The 15,756-nt window shown below is 70.9% G+C and carries 17 protein-coding genes and 1 pseudogene; 11 read left to right on the top strand and 7 right to left on the bottom strand.

Annotated elements, in window-relative coordinates:
- Positions 1-211 precede the first annotated feature (211 nt).
- Positions 212-652, bottom strand: coding sequence for a methylmalonyl-CoA epimerase (mce, locus tag OHA58_RS10885; protein ID WP_100595983.1), 441 nt, complete (start codon positions 650-652; stop codon positions 212-214).
- Positions 653-789: 137 nt separating this feature from the next.
- Here mce and OHA58_RS10880 point away from each other — a divergent pair, with 137 nt between their 5' ends.
- The 3 genes from OHA58_RS10880 to OHA58_RS10870 all read left to right on the top strand — a co-directional run bounded on the left by OHA58_RS10880 (position 790) and on the right by OHA58_RS10870 (position 4,431).
- Complete coding sequence (locus OHA58_RS10880; RefSeq protein WP_405478532.1) at positions 790-1,992, top strand: acetyl-CoA C-acetyltransferase; 1,203 nt, start codon at positions 790-792, stop codon at positions 1,990-1,992.
- Positions 1,993-2,042: 50 nt separating this feature from the next.
- The gene (gene meaB, locus OHA58_RS10875) at positions 2,043-2,999 is read left to right on the top strand and encodes a methylmalonyl Co-A mutase-associated GTPase MeaB (RefSeq protein WP_405478531.1); all 957 of its coding nucleotides are present in this window, start codon (positions 2,043-2,045) and stop codon (positions 2,997-2,999) included.
- A gap of 181 nt (positions 3,000-3,180) precedes the next feature.
- Positions 3,181-4,431 carry an MFS transporter gene (locus tag OHA58_RS10870; protein WP_405478530.1) on the top strand — a complete coding sequence of 417 codons (1,251 nt, stop codon included), beginning with the start codon at positions 3,181-3,183 and terminating at the stop codon, positions 4,429-4,431.
- A 37-nt stretch (positions 4,432-4,468) separates the two neighbouring features.
- Here OHA58_RS10870 and OHA58_RS10865 read toward each other — a convergent pair whose 3' ends face one another.
- Positions 4,469-5,176: a PepSY domain-containing protein gene (locus tag OHA58_RS10865; RefSeq protein WP_405478529.1), complete on the bottom strand. Its 708-nt coding sequence runs from the start codon at positions 5,174-5,176 to the stop codon at positions 4,469-4,471.
- A 139-nt stretch (positions 5,177-5,315) separates the two neighbouring features.
- Here OHA58_RS10865 and OHA58_RS10860 point away from each other — a divergent pair, with 139 nt between their 5' ends.
- Both OHA58_RS10860 and OHA58_RS10855 read left to right on the top strand, forming a co-directional pair.
- A complete protein-coding gene (locus OHA58_RS10860) occupies positions 5,316-6,035 on the top strand; it encodes a response regulator transcription factor (protein WP_405478528.1) in 720 nt (239 codons plus the stop codon).
- Positions 6,032-7,505: pseudogene (locus tag OHA58_RS10855) on the top strand (ATP-binding protein). Before OHA58_RS10860 ends, OHA58_RS10855 begins: the two are co-directional and overlap by 4 nt.
- A gap of 42 nt (positions 7,506-7,547) precedes the next feature.
- Here the strand turns inward: OHA58_RS10855 and OHA58_RS10850 are convergent.
- The 4 genes from OHA58_RS10850 to OHA58_RS10835 form a co-directional block, all read right to left on the bottom strand.
- Positions 7,548-8,024 (bottom strand): MarR family winged helix-turn-helix transcriptional regulator, encoded by a 477-nt coding sequence (locus OHA58_RS10850; protein WP_405478527.1) that lies wholly within the window; start codon positions 8,022-8,024, stop codon positions 7,548-7,550.
- Positions 8,025-8,148: 124 nt separating this feature from the next.
- Complete coding sequence (locus OHA58_RS10845; protein WP_405478526.1) at positions 8,149-8,922, bottom strand: AIM24 family protein; 774 nt, start codon at positions 8,920-8,922, stop codon at positions 8,149-8,151.
- Positions 8,919-9,569, bottom strand: coding sequence for an AIM24 family protein (locus tag OHA58_RS10840; protein ID WP_405478525.1), 651 nt, complete (start codon positions 9,567-9,569; stop codon positions 8,919-8,921). The genes OHA58_RS10845 and OHA58_RS10840 overlap by 4 nt, the downstream gene beginning before the upstream one ends.
- Before the next feature lies 1 nt (position 9,570).
- Positions 9,571-10,209 (bottom strand): AIM24 family protein, encoded by a 639-nt coding sequence (locus OHA58_RS10835; RefSeq protein WP_405478524.1) that lies wholly within the window; start codon positions 10,207-10,209, stop codon positions 9,571-9,573.
- Positions 10,210-10,373: 164 nt separating this feature from the next.
- On the opposite strand from OHA58_RS10835, the gene OHA58_RS10830 reads away from it, so the two are divergent.
- From OHA58_RS10830 to OHA58_RS10805, 6 genes are all read left to right on the top strand, one after another.
- Positions 10,374-10,718: a DUF3817 domain-containing protein gene (locus OHA58_RS10830; RefSeq protein ID WP_266559977.1), complete on the top strand. Its 345-nt coding sequence runs from the start codon at positions 10,374-10,376 to the stop codon at positions 10,716-10,718.
- Positions 10,715-11,011: an MTH1187 family thiamine-binding protein gene (locus OHA58_RS10825; protein ID WP_116509796.1), complete on the top strand. Its 297-nt coding sequence runs from the start codon at positions 10,715-10,717 to the stop codon at positions 11,009-11,011. Before OHA58_RS10830 ends, OHA58_RS10825 begins: the two co-directional genes overlap by 4 nt.
- Positions 11,012-11,137: 126 nt before the next feature.
- Positions 11,138-11,647: a MarR family winged helix-turn-helix transcriptional regulator gene (locus OHA58_RS10820; RefSeq protein ID WP_116509794.1), complete on the top strand. Its 510-nt coding sequence runs from the start codon at positions 11,138-11,140 to the stop codon at positions 11,645-11,647.
- Between the two features lie 43 nt (positions 11,648-11,690).
- A complete protein-coding gene (locus OHA58_RS10815; RefSeq protein ID WP_405478523.1) occupies positions 11,691-12,029 on the top strand; it encodes a DUF3817 domain-containing protein in 339 nt (112 codons plus the stop codon).
- 93 nt (positions 12,030-12,122) lie between these two features.
- A complete protein-coding gene (locus OHA58_RS10810; RefSeq protein ID WP_405484895.1) occupies positions 12,123-13,823 on the top strand; it encodes a methylmalonyl-CoA mutase in 1,701 nt (566 codons plus the stop codon).
- Positions 13,824-14,133: 310 nt separating this feature from the next.
- The gene (locus OHA58_RS10805; RefSeq protein ID WP_405478522.1) at positions 14,134-15,036 is read left to right on the top strand and encodes an alpha/beta fold hydrolase; all 903 of its coding nucleotides are present in this window, start codon (positions 14,134-14,136) and stop codon (positions 15,034-15,036) included.
- A gap of 13 nt (positions 15,037-15,049) precedes the next feature.
- On the opposite strand, the gene OHA58_RS10800 is transcribed toward OHA58_RS10805, so the two are convergent.
- Positions 15,050-15,676 (bottom strand): TetR/AcrR family transcriptional regulator, encoded by a 627-nt coding sequence (locus OHA58_RS10800; RefSeq protein WP_405478521.1) that lies wholly within the window; start codon positions 15,674-15,676, stop codon positions 15,050-15,052.
- Positions 15,677-15,756: the final 80 nt, after the last annotated feature.

Genomic DNA, 15,756 nt, shown 5'->3' with positions numbered 1-15,756 from the left:
TGTTCGAGCAGGGGAGACCCCACTGGTCGCAAAGTCTCTCCGAACGAGCACCGTCCATCCGCCGAACGGGGCCCCCGGGGAATGGTGTCAGATCAACGGCGGAGCATGGGCTGCTGCCCCGTCGCCCGCCCCCCGAAACCCGGACCCCGGCCCGCGGCCGTCCGTGTGACGGACGGCCGCCCCCAACCCTACCGGCCCAGATATACGGAGGTCAGTGCTCAGGTGACTCAACCGGAGCGGAAGTGACGAGTTCGGTCAGTACGCCGTGGCAGTCCTTGGGGTGCAGGAAGGTGATGCGCGACCCCATCGAACCGATGCGCGGCTCGTCGTACAGGACGCGTACGCCCTTGCCCCTGATGTCCGCGGAGTCGGCGTCGACGTCCGCCGTGCCGAAGGCGATGTGGTGGACGCCCTCGCCGTTCTTGGCCAGCCACTTCCCGACCGCGGAGTCCTCCCGGGTGGGCTCGAGGAGCTGGAGGTAGGAGGCCCCGCCGTCACTCGTCTCATTGATCTTGAGCATGGCCTCGCGCACGCCCTGCTCCTCGTTCACCTCGGAGTGGAACACTTCGAAGCCATAGGTAGCGCGGTAGAACTCAACGGTCTTGTCGAGGTCGAAACAGGCGATTCCGATGTGGTCGATTCGCGTCAGCATGCTGTAAGTGCAGCGTGGTCGGAGGTGGTTACGCAACGTGCGCGCGATCACACCGTTCGGCCGGTGACGTGGGGGGTACTGCTCAGTACATTCGAGTAAACCCTCGTTCACTCCTCATCTCCAAGGGGCCGTGCCTCATGTCTGGAACGACCGGTACCACCTCAGTGATCGTCGCGGGCGCCCGTACGCCCATGGGCCGGCTCCTCGGCTCGCTGAAGTCCTTCTCCGGAGCCGACCTCGGAGGGGTCGCCATCAAGGCGGCGCTCGACCGGGCCGGGATCGGCGGAGATCAGGTGCAGTACGTGATCATGGGCCAGGTGCTCCAGGCGGGGACTGGGCAGATCCCCGCGCGCCAGGCGGCCGTCAAGGCCGGCATCCCCATGAACGTGCCCGCGCTGACCATCAACAAGGTCTGTCTCTCGGGCCTCGACGCCATCGCGCTCGCCGACCAGCTGATCCGCGCCGGCGAGTTCGACGTCGTCGTCGCGGGCGGCCAGGAGTCCATGACGAACGCGCCCCACCTGCTCCCCAAGTCCCGTGAGGGCTACAAGTACGGCGCCGTCGAGATGCTCGACGCGATGGCGTACGACGGCCTGACCGACTCCTTCGAGAACATCCCGATGGGTGAGTCGACGGAGAAGCACAACACCCGCCTCGGCATCAAGCGCCCCGAGCAGGACGAGATCGCCGCCCAGTCGCACCAGCGCGCCGCCGCCGCCCAGAAGAACGGCCTCTTCGAGGCCGAGATCACCCCGGTCGAGATCCCGCAGCGCAAGGGCGACCCGGTCCTGTTCAGCAAGGACGAGGGCATCCGCGCCGAGACGACCGCCGAGTCGCTCGGCAAGCTGCGGCCCGCGTTCACCAAGGACGGCACGATCACGGCCGGCACGTCCTCGCAGATCTCCGACGGCGCCGCCGCGGTCGTCGTCATGAGCAAGGCGAAGGCGCAGGAGCTCGGCCTGGAGTGGATCGCCGAGATCGGCGCCCACGGGAACGTGGCGGGCCCCGACAACTCGCTCCAGTCGCAGCCGTCGAATGCCATCCTGCACGCCCTCAAGAAGGAGGGCCTGGGCGTCGAGGACCTCGATCTCGTCGAGATCAACGAGGCCTTCGCGGCTGTCGCCGTGCAGTCAATGAAGGACCTCGGCGTGTCCTCGGAAAAGGTGAACGTCAACGGCGGCGCGATTGCCCTCGGTCACCCGATCGGGATGTCCGGCGCCCGTGTCGTCCTGCACCTCGCCCTCGAGCTGAAGCGGCGCGGCGGCGGCGTCGGCGCGGCCGCGCTGTGCGGTGGCGGTGGCCAGGGTGACGCGCTGATCGTGCGGGTACCCAAGGCGTAACCCGTCTGCATTTCTGTAGGTCGGTACGGAACTCACTGAACGGAGCTGTGATGCAGGACGTCTCCACCCTGGTGGCCCAGGCCAGGGAAGGCCGGCCCAGGGCCGTGGCCCGGCTGATCTCCCTGGTGGAGGGGGCGTCCCCGCAGCTGCGCGAGGTGATGGCGGCGCTGGCCCCGCTCGCGGGGCACGCGTACGTCGTCGGGCTGACCGGGTCGCCGGGCGTGGGCAAGTCCACGTCCACGTCCGCCCTGGTCAGCGCCTACCGGCGGGCCGGGAAGCGGGTCGGTGTGCTCGCCGTCGACCCGTCGTCGCCGTTCAGCGGCGGCGCCCTGCTCGGTGACCGTGTCCGCATGTCGGAGCACGCGTCCGACCCCGGCGTGTACATCCGTTCCATGGCCACGCGCGGGCACCTGGGCGGGCTCGCGTGGGCCGCGCCGCAGGCGATCCGCGTGCTCGACGCGGCCGGCTGCGACGTCGTCCTCGTGGAGACGGTCGGCGTCGGCCAGTCCGAGGTCGAGATCGCCTCGCAGGCCGACACGTCCGTGGTCCTGCTCGCCCCCGGCATGGGCGACGGGATCCAGGCGGCCAAGGCCGGAATCCTGGAGATCGGCGACGTCTACGTCGTCAACAAGGCCGACCGCGACGGCGCCGACGCGACCGCCCGCGAGCTCAACCACATGCTGGGCCTCGGCGAGTCCCGGGGCGCCGGTGACTGGCGCCCGCCCATCGTGAAGACCGTCGCCGCGCGCGGCGAGGGCATCGACGAGGTCGTCGAGGCGCTCGAGAAGCACCGGGCGTGGATGGAGGAGCACGGTGTCCTCCAGGAGCGCCGCCTCGCCCGCGCCACCCACGAGGTCGAGACGATCGCCGTCACAGCCCTGCGCGAGCGCATCGCGGACCTCCACGGCGACCGCCGCCTCAGCACGCTCGCGGAGCGCATCGTGGCGGGCGAGCTCGACCCGTACCGGGCCGCGGACTCCCTGGTGGAGGGCCTGACGGAGGCCTGAGCGGACGGTGGGGCGGGACCGTGCCGCGGTTCCGCCCATCGCCAACTCCCGCCCCCCGCTGGTACGTTGGACGCATGTTCCTTCTCTGTGCGTAGGGCACGACCCGACCGCGACCACCGTCGAACGGTGACGTCGCGGCCCTCGGCGTCCGTGTGCCCTTCGTTCTGAGGAACTTCCACCCATGTCGTACGCAGCCCTGCTGCGGGTTCCGCATGCCCGCCGCACCTTCGGTGCCGCCCTGCTCGGGCGGCTGTCCTACGGGACCGTGTCCCTGTCCCTGATGCTCGCGGTGAAGTCCGCCACCGGCTCGTACGCCGTCGCGGGCACGGCCATGGCGCTCTTCGGCGCCGCGAGCGTCTTCCTCTCCCCCCTGAGAGCGCTCCTCATCGACCGGTACGGGCCGCGCCGCGCGCTCCCGCCGATGACAGGGGCGTACGCCGTCCTGCTCGGCGTGCTCGCGGCGCTGACCTGGCGGCCGGGGGCCTCCGGGCTCCTGCTCGGTGTCGCCGCCCTCGCCGCCGGCGCGTGCACCCCGCCCCTCGGCCCGACCATGCGGACCGTGTGGAGCGAACTCGTCGGCAAGCGCGAGGGGTTGCTCCAGCGCGCGTACAGCCTCGACGGGGTGGCCGAGGAACTGCTGCTCGTGTCGGGCCCGCTCATCGTGGGCGTGGTCGTGCAGTTCGCCCCTGCGGCGTTCGGCGTCGCCGTCAGCGCGGTGCTGGTGGCCGTGGGAACCGCCGCGTTCGTGGCGTCCCCGGCCGTACGGGGCCTCGCGGGCCGGGACGCGGGGCGGCGCGGGCCCTCCGGCGGGATCTCGCCGGTGCGCGGCCTCGCGCAGCCGGTGGTCGTCGCCGTGGGGGTCGGTCTGGCCCTCGGCGCCCTCGACCTGCTCGTCCTCGCCTTCGCCGACGCCCGTCAGCACGCCGACGCCGTGGCCTGGGTGATGGCCGCGCTCTCGGCGGGCAGCGCGGTCGGCGGCCTCGCGAACGGCGCCCTCACCTGGTCCACTCCCGCCCGCGTCCGGCTGCCGTTCCTCGCCGCCGGGCTCGCCGGCGCGTTGGGGGCGGCGGCGCTCGCGCCCGGCCTGGTGACGCTCGGGGTGGCGGTCGTGTGTGCGGGCCTCTTCGTCGCGCCCGCCCTGACGACCGCGTATCTCGTGGCGGACGAGACGGCCGGGCCGGCGTTCCGCACCCAGGCAGGGGCCTGGGTCAACACGGCGGTGAACGCCGGGATTTCGGCCGGCACGGCAGGAGCGGGCCTCCTGGTGGCCCGCCTCCCGCTCGCGGCCTGCTTCGCCGTGGCCGCGGCGGCGCCGGTCGCGGCGGCGGTGTGGGGGGTACGGGGTGTGCGCGCCGCCCGTACGAAGGCGGAAGCCGCGCCCGGGGACGGTGTCCCGGACGCGGCTCAGGAGACGGGCACGGCGGCGCGATGAGCCGATCCGCGCCGAGCTGGGCTTGTCGGCGCCGATGTCAGTCGTCGTCGCCGTGGTGGCCGTGGTCGTCACCGGCGTCGTGACCGCGGCCGTGGTCGCCGTGGTCGTCACCGGCGTCGTGCGTGGCGCGTGTGGCGTCGTCGTCGCCGTCGTCGTGGGTCGAGCGGTCCGGGGTCACCGCGCCGGTCCGGAGGTCGACGCGCCAGTCGGCGTCGGTGCCGTTCGCCGCCATGGTCTCGGCCTCCCAGGCGTGGGCCGTGCCGTCGTCGTCGAGGTCGATCTCGGTGACCGTCCCCTTCACGGCGGCGGCCCGTGCCGCGTCCTGCGCCGTCGTCGTCGCGCCCTTCAGGACGGCGGTGACGCGGGCCGTGTCGTCGTGGCGCGAGGCGTGCGAGCCGGTGACCTTGCCCGTGGCGGGGTCGACGAGGACGTCGTGCCACGTCGTGCCGTTCAGGACCTCGACCTCCCAGACCACATGGTCGTTCTCGTCGTCGAGCTCGGCGGAGACCGCCGTGCCGGGCACCGACTTGAGGGCGGCGGCGATGGCGTCCGAGGCCGTCACCTTCGCGGTCTTCAGTTCGGTGACGTGCTCCGCGCGGTCGTCGTCGTGCCCCGTGCCCCGCGACGCGGTCGACGTGCCCGCCGACGTGGTGTCGTCGTCGCCCGAGACCGCGACGGCGGTCGCGGTGCCGCCGCCGATCAGGGCCACGGCGGCGATGGTGGCGATCACGATGTTGCGCTTCATGAGGGTCCTCCCCGAGACGATTCCCGGCCCACCGGACATCCGGTGCGCTTCGACGAGGACCACAGTGGCCGACCGATGCTGAAGCCCCGCTGAAGGACCCTGAAGACTTCTTCAGCTTCGCTTTGCGACCCTTGCCCGTATGCGCCCACCCGCCTCCCACCACCACCCTGCCCGAGACGCTTCGCGCCGCCCCCCTCGATTCTTGATCGTGGAAGACGAAAAGCGTCTAGCCCTGTCCCTCGCCCGGGGCCTGACCGCGGAGGGGTTCGCCGTCGACGTCGTCCACGACGGCCTCGAAGGGCTCCACCGGGCGGGCGAGGGCGCGTACGACTTGGTCGTCCTCGACATCATGCTGCCGGGCATGAACGGCTACCGCGTCTGCGCCGCCCTGCGCGCCGCAGGCCACGACGTGCCGATCCTCATGCTCACCGCCAAGGACGGCGAGTACGACGAGGCGGAGGGGCTCGACACGGGCGCCGACGACTACCTCACCAAGCCGTTCTCGTACGTCGTCCTCGTCGCACGCGTGAAGGCGCTCCTGCGGCGGCGCGGCACCGGCGGAGGCTCGTCCGTCCGCACGCTCGGCCCGCTGCGGGTCGACACCGGGGCGCGCCGCGTCCTGCACGGCGAGACCGAAGTGCCGCTCACCGCAAAGGAGTTCGCGGTCCTCGAGCAGCTGGTGGTGCGGACCGGCGAGGTCGTCTCGAAGGCGGAGATCCTGGAGCACGTCTGGGACTTCGCGTACGACGGCGACCCGAACATCGTCGAGGTGTACGTCAGCACCCTGCGCAAGAAGCTGGGCGCGGAGCTGATCAGGACCGTGCGCGGCGCGGGCTACCGCCTGGAGGCGCCGCGATGAGGCGGCGGCTGTTCGGTTCCGTACGGGCCAGAGCCACGCTCGGCGCGACCCTCGTCGTCGCCGTGGCGCTCCTCGCCGCCGGCGCGTCCGTACTGCTCGCGCTGCGGTCCAACCTCACCGACCAGGCGTCGAGCGAGGCGGAGTCCTCCGCCCGCAAGGTCGCCGTGTCGATCGCGACGGGCACCGCGCCCGCCGCCCTCGAACTCCCGGACGGGGATGACACCCCGGTGCAGGTCGTGGACGGTGACGGCCGGCTCCTGGCCGCCAGTGAGGACCTGGAGCGGATCAGCGGGACCGGCTCGTCCGCCGTCAAGCCGGTGACCCCGCCGGTCGACGACGACGGTGGCGATGACGACGGAGGAGACGACGACGGCGGCTCCGACCGTCATGGGGGCAAGGGCGGGGACGACGACTCGTACGCGTACGGGGAGATCGCCGACGACGCCGAGGGCGGCAAGGGCTCGGCCACCGTCGACGGGGAGACCCGGGACTACCGGTTCGCCGCACTGGAGGTGAAGAACACCCGGCAGGGCGACCTCACTGTGTACGCGGGCGCAGCACTAGCCGCCGAGCAGAGCGCCGTCGGCACCGCGCTGACCGTCATGCTGATCGGCTTCCCGGTGCTGCTCGGCGTCGTCGGCGCGGTCACCTGGCTGGTGACCCGCAGGGCGCTGCGCCCCGTCGAGGGCATCCGGAGCGAGATGTCCGCGATCACGGCGTCGCAGGACCTGGCGCGTCGGGTGCCGGAGCCGGCCACGCACGACGAGGTGGCGCGCCTCGCGCGGACCACGAACGAGACGCTCGCCGCGCTGGAGACGTCCGTGGAGCGCCAGCGCCGGTTCGTCGCCGACGCCTCGCACGAGCTGCGCAGCCCCATCGCGTCGCTGCGCACCCAGCTCGAAGTGGGCGCCGCCCACCCCGAACTGCTCGACGTGGACGGGGCGGTGGCCGACACGGTGCGGCTCCAGGAGCTCGCCTCGGGGCTTCTGCTGCTCGCTCGGCTCGACGCGGGGGAGCGGCCGGGGGAGGCGCGGGTCGATCTGGCCACGCTGGCCGGCGAGGAGCTGTCGCAGCGCCCGGCGGGCCGGGTCGCGGTCCGGACGCACCTCGAACCCGTCGAAGTGGCGGGCTCGCGCAGCCAGTTGGCGCGGGTGGTCGGGAATCTGCTGGACAACGCGCAGCGTCACGCCCGGTCCCGCGTGGACATCGCCGTGCGGGCCGAGGGGCCGTGGGCGGTCGTCGAGGTCGCGGACGACGGCGCGGGCCGTGCCGGAGGCGGAGCGGGAGCGGATCTTCGAGAGGTTCGTGCGCCTGGACGACGCGCGGGCCCGGGACGACGGCGGGGCGGGTCTGGGACTCGCCATCGCCAGGGACGTCGCCGTGCGGCACGGCGGCGCCCTGACGGTCCGCTCGTCGCCCGCGGGCGGAGCGCTCTTCGAACTCAGGCTGCCGGTGGCACCGGGGGCCTGAGGCCGGCGGACGGGGAAGGTCGGCGTTCCCCGTTCGCAATGGTCACGGTTTGCCGCGCTGCGAACGCAGGTGTTCGGCGATCGGGGTCAGGGCCTTGTGGAGGGCGTCGAGCTCCTCCGGGGAGATCAGGTCGACGAAGTGCCGCCGTACGGACGCCACGTGGTGTGGGGCGACCTTTTTCATGGTCTCCATGCCGTCCTCGGTCAGGACGGTGTAGAGGCCGCGGCGGTCGGACTCGCAGTTCTCGCGGCGGACGAGGCCGGCGTTCTCCATGCGGGTGATCTGATGGGAGAGCCGGCTCTTGGACTGCAGGGTGGCGGTCGCGAGATCGCTCATGCGCATCCGGCGGTCGTCCGTCTCGGAGAGATGCACGAGGATGTCGTAGTCGTTCATCGTCAGGCCGAACGGCTGGAGGTCCTTCTCGAGCTGATACGTCAGCATCCTGTTGACCTCTACGTGCGTGCGCCAGGCGCACTGTTCCTCGTCGGTCAGCCAGCGTGTGGCCGTCTCGGTCTCCATGTATTGATTCTACCTAAGAAGTTGAAATGCGAACGAAAGTGGGGGGTGTGGCGGGTGTGACGCCTCCCACCCCTCGTGGCACAAAGGGGTCACGCGTTCGACGTCACACTCCGCAGATTACCGCTCACAGTCCGAAGCGACGTTGGAGGTCGCCGAGCTGTCCGGGAAGACGCGGTACCCCCGGCTGCTGTCCGGGCACCCCCTGGCCACCCGGCACCCCCGCCTGCTGCGGCATGGCGCCCGTCGCCTGTTCAGCCATCAACGTCTCCGTGGACTGCAGCAATACCGTCCCGGCGCCCACGAACTCGAACTGGTGCTCCTCCCCGGAGACGCCTCCGATGCCCGTCATCGCACGTAGACCGCCGATCACGCCCGTCAGATAGGAGTGGTCGTAGTGGTGGCAAGGTGACGGGCAGTCAGCCCAGCCGACCAGCGCCTGTGGATCTACGCGGATCGGCGGCTCCATGAAGACGACCGGGCCGTTCGAGGCCGCCACGAATTTGCCCGTGCCAATGAGTGTCAGGAAGCCGGGAACGATCGACTGCTTCAGCGCGAGAGTTGGCTGAAAAGCGAGCAGGTTACCCGAGCGGATGGTCAGGTTCCCGTTCTCCAGGTCGTACGAGTTCACGTCGAAGGCCCGGTCGGCGAGCAGCATCTTGCCCGAGCCCTCCGCCACGACCCAGTCGCTCGCGTGCAGCGGCGAGTGGAAGGACGTCCGTACGAGGCGGTCGAGGCGGCCGTGCCCGATCCCGTTGAAGTCGATGCGCCCGTAGTAGGCGATCATCTTGCCCTTCTGCAGGAACCAGTTGCTGCCCTTGAGCTCCACGCAGAACGTGTACGCGTTCACGTTGTCGTCGGCCGGCAGGGTGGCCGGGTCGAAGATCACCGGGGTGCTCACAGCTTCTCCTCCGAGGCCTGGACGTACACCGCGCCGCTGCCGCTGAGCTCCAGCTGGAACGCCTCGCCGGAGCCGCGCCCCACCATGTCGCGCCAGCCGAGGGCCGTCGACAGCTTGTTCCTCACGTCGCCGTGGTGCGCGACGTACGCCTGCGGGTCGACATGGACGGCGCGGCCCGGCGTGATCGGCAGCTCGATGACGCCGCCGTGCGCCATGACGGCGACCGCGCCGTGTCCCTTGAGGGTCGTGGTGAACAGGCCCTGGCCGGTGACCTGGCCGCGCACCATCCCCATGACGCCGCCCTGCGAGCCCATGAACATCGTGCCCTGCTGAAGGCTCCCGTCGAAGGCGAGCAGCCGGTCCGCCTCCACATAGAGGGTGTCTCCGGAGAGGGCTATCACCTGGACGTGATGGCCGCCGTGCCCGAAGAGGACGGTGCCACTGCCGTCCACGGTCATCAGCGGCGTCGCCTCGTTCGCCACGCGGCGCCCGATCATGGACATCACGCCGCCCTGGCCGCCCTGGATGCTGGGCGTGAAGGTCACGTCCCCTTTGTAGGCGAGCATCGCGCCGCGCTGGCTGTAGATCCGCTGCCCGGGGACGACCGTCGCCTCGACCATCTTCGAGTTGATCTCACGGAAGGGCATCTCACACGTCTCCCGCGATCGTGTTGCGCTCACTGGGCTGTACGTAGACCACGCCGTCGCCCTCGAAGCGGATCTGGAAGGCCTCGCCGCCGCCCTCGCCCATGAACGTGCGGAACGTGACGCCCGACTGGAAGGACTGCCGCACATTCCCCTGATGTGCGATGTACGCGCCCGGGTCGACGGTCAGGGGGTGGTCCCGGCTGACGCGGAGCGCGACGGCGGGGCCCTCGCTCATGATCGCCGCCTGGCCGTGGCCCTCGACGGTCGTCGTGAACAGGCCGTTGCCCTGGGAGGCGCCGCGCACGCCGGTAAAGGACGTGCCGGTGCGCAGGCCCGCGTCCGTGCAGAGCAGATTGCTCGACTCGACGAAGAGCTTGTCGCCCCGCAGGTTCACGACGCTGATCTCGCTCGCCCGGTCCGCGAACCAGCACGTGCCCTGCCCCTTCACCTCCATCACCGTCATCTCCTCGCCGGTGAGGCGGCGGGTCACCATGCCGCGGATGCCCTCGCCGCCGCCCGTCATCTTCTTGAACGCCATCCGGCCGTCGTACGCGACCATCGAGCCGTTCTTCGCCTTGACGCTGTCGCCCGTCATGTCGACGGCGAGCACTCTGCTGCCTTGAAGCCGGAACGTAGCCACGATGTGACGGTAATGGGCGAGATGCCCCCGGGACAGGGGTCCCGGCCCTGAACGAACCCTGAGCGAACCCCGGGACATCCCCGATGCCACAATGGGCAGCGCTTGTGCTTACGTTCACAAGATCGAACGCCCGCCCCCCTCACCGCTTCTGCCGAAGGTGCCCCGTGGACATCAAGACCGCCTCCGCACTCCGCCGACTCCGCCTGGTCTCCGCTCCTGAGGCCGTCTCCTTCCTGTTGCTCCTCGTCTGCTCGGTGCTGAAGCGGACCACGGAGTTCGACGCCGTCCCGGTCATGGGCATGGTGCACGGCGTCCTGTTCATCCTCTACGTGCTCTTCTGGCTCGACGCGTGGAACCGTACGAAGTGGGGCGTCAAGACCGGCGCCCTCTACTTCGTCCTCTCCGTCCTGCCGACCGGCGGCTTCTTCGCCGAGCGCAAGCTGAAGCGTGAGGCGGAGGCCGCGGTCATCGCGTCCCGCGCCCGCCAGGAGAAGGTCGTGAACGCATGATCGTCGCCTTCTCGGTCTCCCCGCTCGGCGTCGGCGAGGACGTCGGCGAGTACGTGGCCGACGCCGTCCGGGTCGTGCGCGAGTCCGGGCTCCCGAACCGCACCGACGCGATGTTCACCTCCATCGAAGGTGAGTGGGATGAAGTGATGGACGTCGTGAAGCGCGCCGTCGCCGCCGTCGAGGCGCGGGCGCCCCGTGTGTCCCTCGTCCTCAAGGCGGACATCCGCCCCGGCGTGACGGACGGCATGACGTCGAAGGTCGCGACGGTCGAGCGGCACCTCGCCGCCGAGTGAGGCACCCTCAGAAACTGTCTTGCGTGTGAAGCCCCGGCCCGGGCGGGCCGGGGCTTTCGCGTGGGGTCTGGACCGAAGGGCGAGACGGGGCTGACCAGCATATGACCGGCCGGTAAGGTCTTGGGCGTGCCGAAGCCGCTCAGCCTTGCCTTCGATCCCATCGCCCGTGCAGACGAACTCTGGAAGCAGCGCTGGGGATCCGTGCCGTCCATGGGCGCGATCACCTCGATCATGCGCGCGCACCAGATCCTCCTCGCCGAGGTCGACGCGGTCGTGAAGCCGTACGGACTGACCTTCGCGCGCTACGAGGCGCTGGTGCTGCTCACCTTCTCCAAGGCCGGCGAGCTGCCGATGTCGAAGATCGGCGAGCGGCTCATGGTGCACCCGACCTCGGTCACGAACACGGTCGACCGTCTGGTGCGCTCCGGACTCGTCGACAAGCGGCCCAACCCGAACGACGGGCGCGGCACGCTCGCCTCCATCACCGCCAAGGGCCGCGAGGTCTGCGACGCCGCCACCCGCGACCTGATGGCGATGGACTTCGGGCTCGGGGTGTACGACGCCGAGGAGTGCGGCGAGATCTTCGCGATGCTGCGGCCGCTGCGGGTCGCCGCCCACGACTTCGACGAGGCCTGACCCGCGCGAAGATCGCGCAAAACGGGCCGTTACGCTCGTATCCATGAAACGAAGCGTGCTGACCCGGTACCGGGTGATGGCCTATGTCACGGGCGTCCTGCTGGTCCTGCTGTGCCTCGGCATGATCGCCAAGTACGTGCTCGGCATCGACGGCGCGGCGGATGCCACGCGCGTCGTCGCCATCGCGCACGGCTGGCTGTACGTGATTTACCTGGTCTTCGCCTTCGACCTGGGCTCCAAGGCGAAGTGGCCGGTCGGCAAGCAGCTGTGGGTGCTGATCGCCGGCACGATCCCGACCGCCGCGTTCTTCGTGGAGCGGAAGATCTCCCGCGAGCTGGACTCCAAGGTCGCCGAAGACGGCCCCGCCGTCGCAAAGGCCTGACGGACAGCTCCACCGCACCGCCCGCACGATGTGCGGGCGGTTTGCCATCGACATTTACTAGGACGTCCTAGTAAATTTGAAGGCATGGGAAGCATGGACGCTGACGCCATCGAAGAGGGCCGCCGTCGCTGGCAGGCCCGGTACGACTCCGCCCGCAAGCGGGGCGCCGACTTCTCGACGCTCTCGGGGGACCCGGTCGAACCGGCCTACGGGCCACGTCCCGGGGACACCTATGAGGGCTTCGAGCGGATCGGATGGCCCGGCGAGTACCCGTTCACGCGCGGCCTGTACCCGACCGGGTACCGGGGCCGTACGTGGACGATCCGGCAGTTCGCCGGGTTCGGGAACGCCGAGCAGACCAACGAGCGGTACAAGATGATCCTCGCCGCCGGCGGGGGAGGGCTGAGTGTCGCGTTCGACATGCCGACGCTCATGGGCCGCGACTCCGACGACGCGCGCTCGCTCGGCGAGGTCGGGCACTGCGGCGTCGCCATCGACTCCGCCGCCGACATGGAGGTCCTGTTCAAGGACATCCCGCTCGGGGACGTCACGACGTCCATGACGATCTCGGGCCCCGCCGTGCCCGTCTTCTGCATGTACCTCGTGGCCGCCGAGCGCCAGGGCGTCGACCCGGCCGTCCTCAACGGCACGCTCCAGACCGACATCTTCAAGGAGTACATCGCGCAGAAGGAGTGGCTCTTCCAGCCCGAGCCGCATCTGCGCCTGATCGGCGACCTCATGGAGCACTGCGCGGCGGGCATCCCCGCGTACAAGCCGCTCTCGGTCTCCGGGTACCACATCCGCGAGGCCGGCTCGACGGCCGCGCAGGAGCTGGCGTACACGCTCGCCGACGGCTTCGGCTATGTGGAGCTCGGCCTGTCGCGCGGGCTCGACGTGGACGTCTTCGCGCCCGGCCTCTCCTTCTTCTTCGACGCCCACCTCGACTTCTTCGAGGAGATCGCCAAGTTCCGCGCCGCCCGCCGCATCTGGGCCCGCTGGATGCGGGACGTGTACGGGGCGAAGACCGACAAGGCGCAGTGGCTGCGCTTCCACACGCAGACCGCCGGGGTCTCCCTGACCGCGCAGCAGCCGTACAACAACGTCGTCCGCACCGCCGTCGAGGCCCTCTCCGCCATCCTCGGCGGCACCAACTCGCTGCACACGAACGCCCTCGACGAGACCCTGGCGCTCCCCTCCGAGCAGGCCGCCGAGATCGCGCTGCGCACGCAGCAGGTCCTCATGGAGGAGACCGGCGTCGCCAACGTCGCGGACCCGCTGGGCGGTTCGTGGTTCGTGGAGCAGCTCACGGACCGGATCGAGGCCGACGCCGAGAAGATCTTCGAGCAGATCAAGGAGCGCGGCCTGCGCGCCCACCCGGACGGGCAGCACCCGATCGGGCCGATGACCTCGGGCATCCTGCGCGGCATCGAGGACGGCTGGTTCACCGGCGAGATCGCCGAGTCCGCGTTCCAGTACCAGAAGGCGCTGGAGAAGGGCGACAAGCGGGTCGTCGGCGTCAACGCGCACCACGGGTCCGTCACCGGCGACCTGGAGATCCTGCGGGTCAGCCACGAGGTCGAGCGCGAGCAGGTGCGCGAGCTCGGCGTGCGCAAGGCGGCCAGGGACGACGCCCGCGTGCGCTCCGCCCTCGACGAGATGCTGAAGGCCGCGCGGAGCGGCGGCAACATGATCCCGCCCATGCTCGATGCCGTACGCGCCGAGGCCACCCTGGGCGAGATCTGCGGGGTGCTGCGCGACGAGTGGGGCGTGTACACCGAACCCGCCGGATTCTGACGGGAGTTCGCGCCGGGGGACACAGCGACAGGTGTCACCCGGCGCGGGCCGGGGTAGGCGCGGGCACGTCAATCGTCGCCTGCCCCTGGAGCTCCCGTGCGCCTGTCCGGACTCAACCGCACCACCACCGTCGGTTGCGCCGCCCTCGCCCTGCTCGGCGGGATGGTCCTCGGTGGATCCGGGGCAGTGAGCGCGAGCCCGCCGGCCGAGCCGAATGTGCAGAACACCTTCGACCCTCCCCCAGCGCCTTGAGGGCCTGGGGGTACCCCCAGGCCCCGACGTACGCGCCGCGAAGCTGCCCTCCGGACGTATGGCCCACTACACCGACTCGGGCCCGCGCGACGGCGTTCCGGTCCTCTACATAGGCGGCACCGGGACCAGCGCGCGGGCCGTCCACGTGACCGACTTCTTCCGCACCACGCGCGCGGACCTGGGCCTGCGGCTGATCTCCGTCGAGCGCAATGGTTTCGGCGACACCGCGTACGATCCCGCCCTCGGCAAGGCCGACTTCGCGCGGGACGCCCTCGACGTGCTGGACCGCCTCGGCGCCGAGAAGTTCAGGATCGTCGCGATCTCCGGAGGCGGTCCCTACGCCGCCGAACTCGCCGCCCGCGCGCCCGGCCGCGTCTCCGCCCTGCACCTGGCCGCCGCCCTGCCCCCGTACGGCGAGAAGCCCGCGTACTGCGCGATGTCCGACGACGCGCTCGCCGCGGCCCTGAAGGACTCCATCACCGACCCGCGCAAGTGGTGGGCGTTCCCCGACGACAGCCCCGTCAAGTCCATCCCGGGCTTCGCGGACATGGCGTACGAGGACGGTGCCCGCACCTACAACCAGCGTGGCCAGCAGGCCGATCCGGCGCCGCAGGTCCACGAGCAGAGGCTGTACTGCGAGCGGCCGGGCCCCGGCCTGTCGAAGCTGACGGCCCCCGTCTATCTGTACGGCGGCGACAAGGACACCACGGTCCCGCCGGCCACCCTCGCGACCTGGCGGCAGCAGTTCTCCGCGGACCGCGTCACGGTCCGCACCTACGCCGACTCCGCGCACGACGTGCAGTACCGCCACTGGGACCAGATCCTCGTGGACCTCGCCGGACACGGGGGCCGCACGGTCGTGTGCCGGGGCTCGCGCACCCGCGTCCTGCCGGCGGACGAGGCGGCCCGACTGGTCGCCAGGAAGCGTGCCACGCTGGGAAGTTGCGCCTGGAAGAAGTGACGGAACCTGGGCGCTAGGCCTGTACGGAGGCGAGTCCGCCCAGGAGCAGCGTGGTGAAGCGGTCGACCCACTCCTCGTCCACCGGCTCCGCGCTCACCAGCGTGCGGTGCACCACGGCTCCCGCGACCACGTCGAAGATGAGGTCGGCGGTGCGGGCGGCGGCGGCCGGGTCGGGTTCGAGGGGGAGTTCGCCGCGTGCGTGGGCGCGGGCGCGGCCCTCCAGGACCAGGCGCTTCTGCCGGTCCACGATCGAGGTGCGGATGCGCTCGCGCAGCGGTTCGTCGCGCGTCGACTCGGCGACCACCGCCATCAGCGCCGTCTTGGTCTCCGGGCGGTTCAGGAGCGCCGCGAACTGGAGGACCACACCCCCGATGTCGGCGGCGAGGCTGCCGTTGTCCGGGAGTTCGAGCTCGTCGAAGAGGACCGCGACCGCGTCCACGACGAGCTCGTTCTTGCTCGCCCAGCGCCGGTAGAGCGTCGTCTTGGCGACACCGGCGCGGGTCGCCACGTCGCCCATCGTGAGCTTGGACCAGCCGAGCTCGACCAGGGCCGCACGGGTCGCCTCCAGGATCGCCGCGTCGGCGGTGGCGCTTCGGGGGCGGCCCGTTCTCGGGAGGCACGAGGGGATGCGGCTCTGCATGAAACTGACGATACCGGCCGGTAGGGATAGCGCCGTGAGGCAGACCACAGCGAAGATCACCGGGACCCCCTCCCCACGCG

Source organism: Streptomyces sp. NBC_00009, from assembly GCF_045040855.1.
In the GTDB taxonomy this organism is placed as follows: domain Bacteria; phylum Actinomycetota; class Actinomycetes; order Streptomycetales; family Streptomycetaceae; genus Streptomyces; species Streptomyces aureus.
Note: the sequence above shows the minus strand (reverse complement) of the source record. Positions and strands in the feature narration are given on the sequence as shown.

Bases quoted from the DNA above. Each gene is read 5' to 3' on its own strand.
- meaB (WP_405478531.1), top strand. From the start codon at position 2,043: ATGCAGGACGTCTCCACCCTGGTGGCCCAGGCCAGGGAAGGCCGGCCC.
- OHA58_RS10850 (WP_405478527.1), bottom strand. From the start codon at position 8,024: ATGGAGACCGAGACGGCCACACGCTGGCTGACCGACGAGGAACAGTGC.
- OHA58_RS10865 (WP_405478529.1), bottom strand. From the start codon at position 5,176: ATGAAGCGCAACATCGTGATCGCCACCATCGCCGCCGTGGCCCTGATC.
- OHA58_RS10870 (WP_405478530.1), top strand. From the start codon at position 3,181: ATGTCGTACGCAGCCCTGCTGCGGGTTCCGCATGCCCGCCGCACCTTC.
- OHA58_RS10860 (WP_405478528.1), top strand. From the start codon at position 5,316: ATGCGCCCACCCGCCTCCCACCACCACCCTGCCCGAGACGCTTCGCGC.
- OHA58_RS10840 (WP_405478525.1), bottom strand. From the start codon at position 9,569: ATGCCCTTCCGTGAGATCAACTCGAAGATGGTCGAGGCGACGGTCGTC.
- OHA58_RS10810 (WP_405484895.1), top strand. From the start codon at position 12,123: ATGGACGCTGACGCCATCGAAGAGGGCCGCCGTCGCTGGCAGGCCCGG.
- OHA58_RS10800 (WP_405478521.1), bottom strand. From the start codon at position 15,676: ATGCAGAGCCGCATCCCCTCGTGCCTCCCGAGAACGGGCCGCCCCCGA.
- OHA58_RS10815 (WP_405478523.1), top strand. From the start codon at position 11,691: ATGAAACGAAGCGTGCTGACCCGGTACCGGGTGATGGCCTATGTCACG.
- OHA58_RS10825 (WP_116509796.1), top strand. From the start codon at position 10,715: ATGATCGTCGCCTTCTCGGTCTCCCCGCTCGGCGTCGGCGAGGACGTC.
- OHA58_RS10880 (WP_405478532.1), top strand. From the start codon at position 790: ATGTCTGGAACGACCGGTACCACCTCAGTGATCGTCGCGGGCGCCCGT.
- OHA58_RS10805 (WP_405478522.1), top strand. From the start codon at position 14,134: ATGGCCCACTACACCGACTCGGGCCCGCGCGACGGCGTTCCGGTCCTC.
- mce (WP_100595983.1), bottom strand. From the start codon at position 652: ATGCTGACGCGAATCGACCACATCGGAATCGCCTGTTTCGACCTCGAC.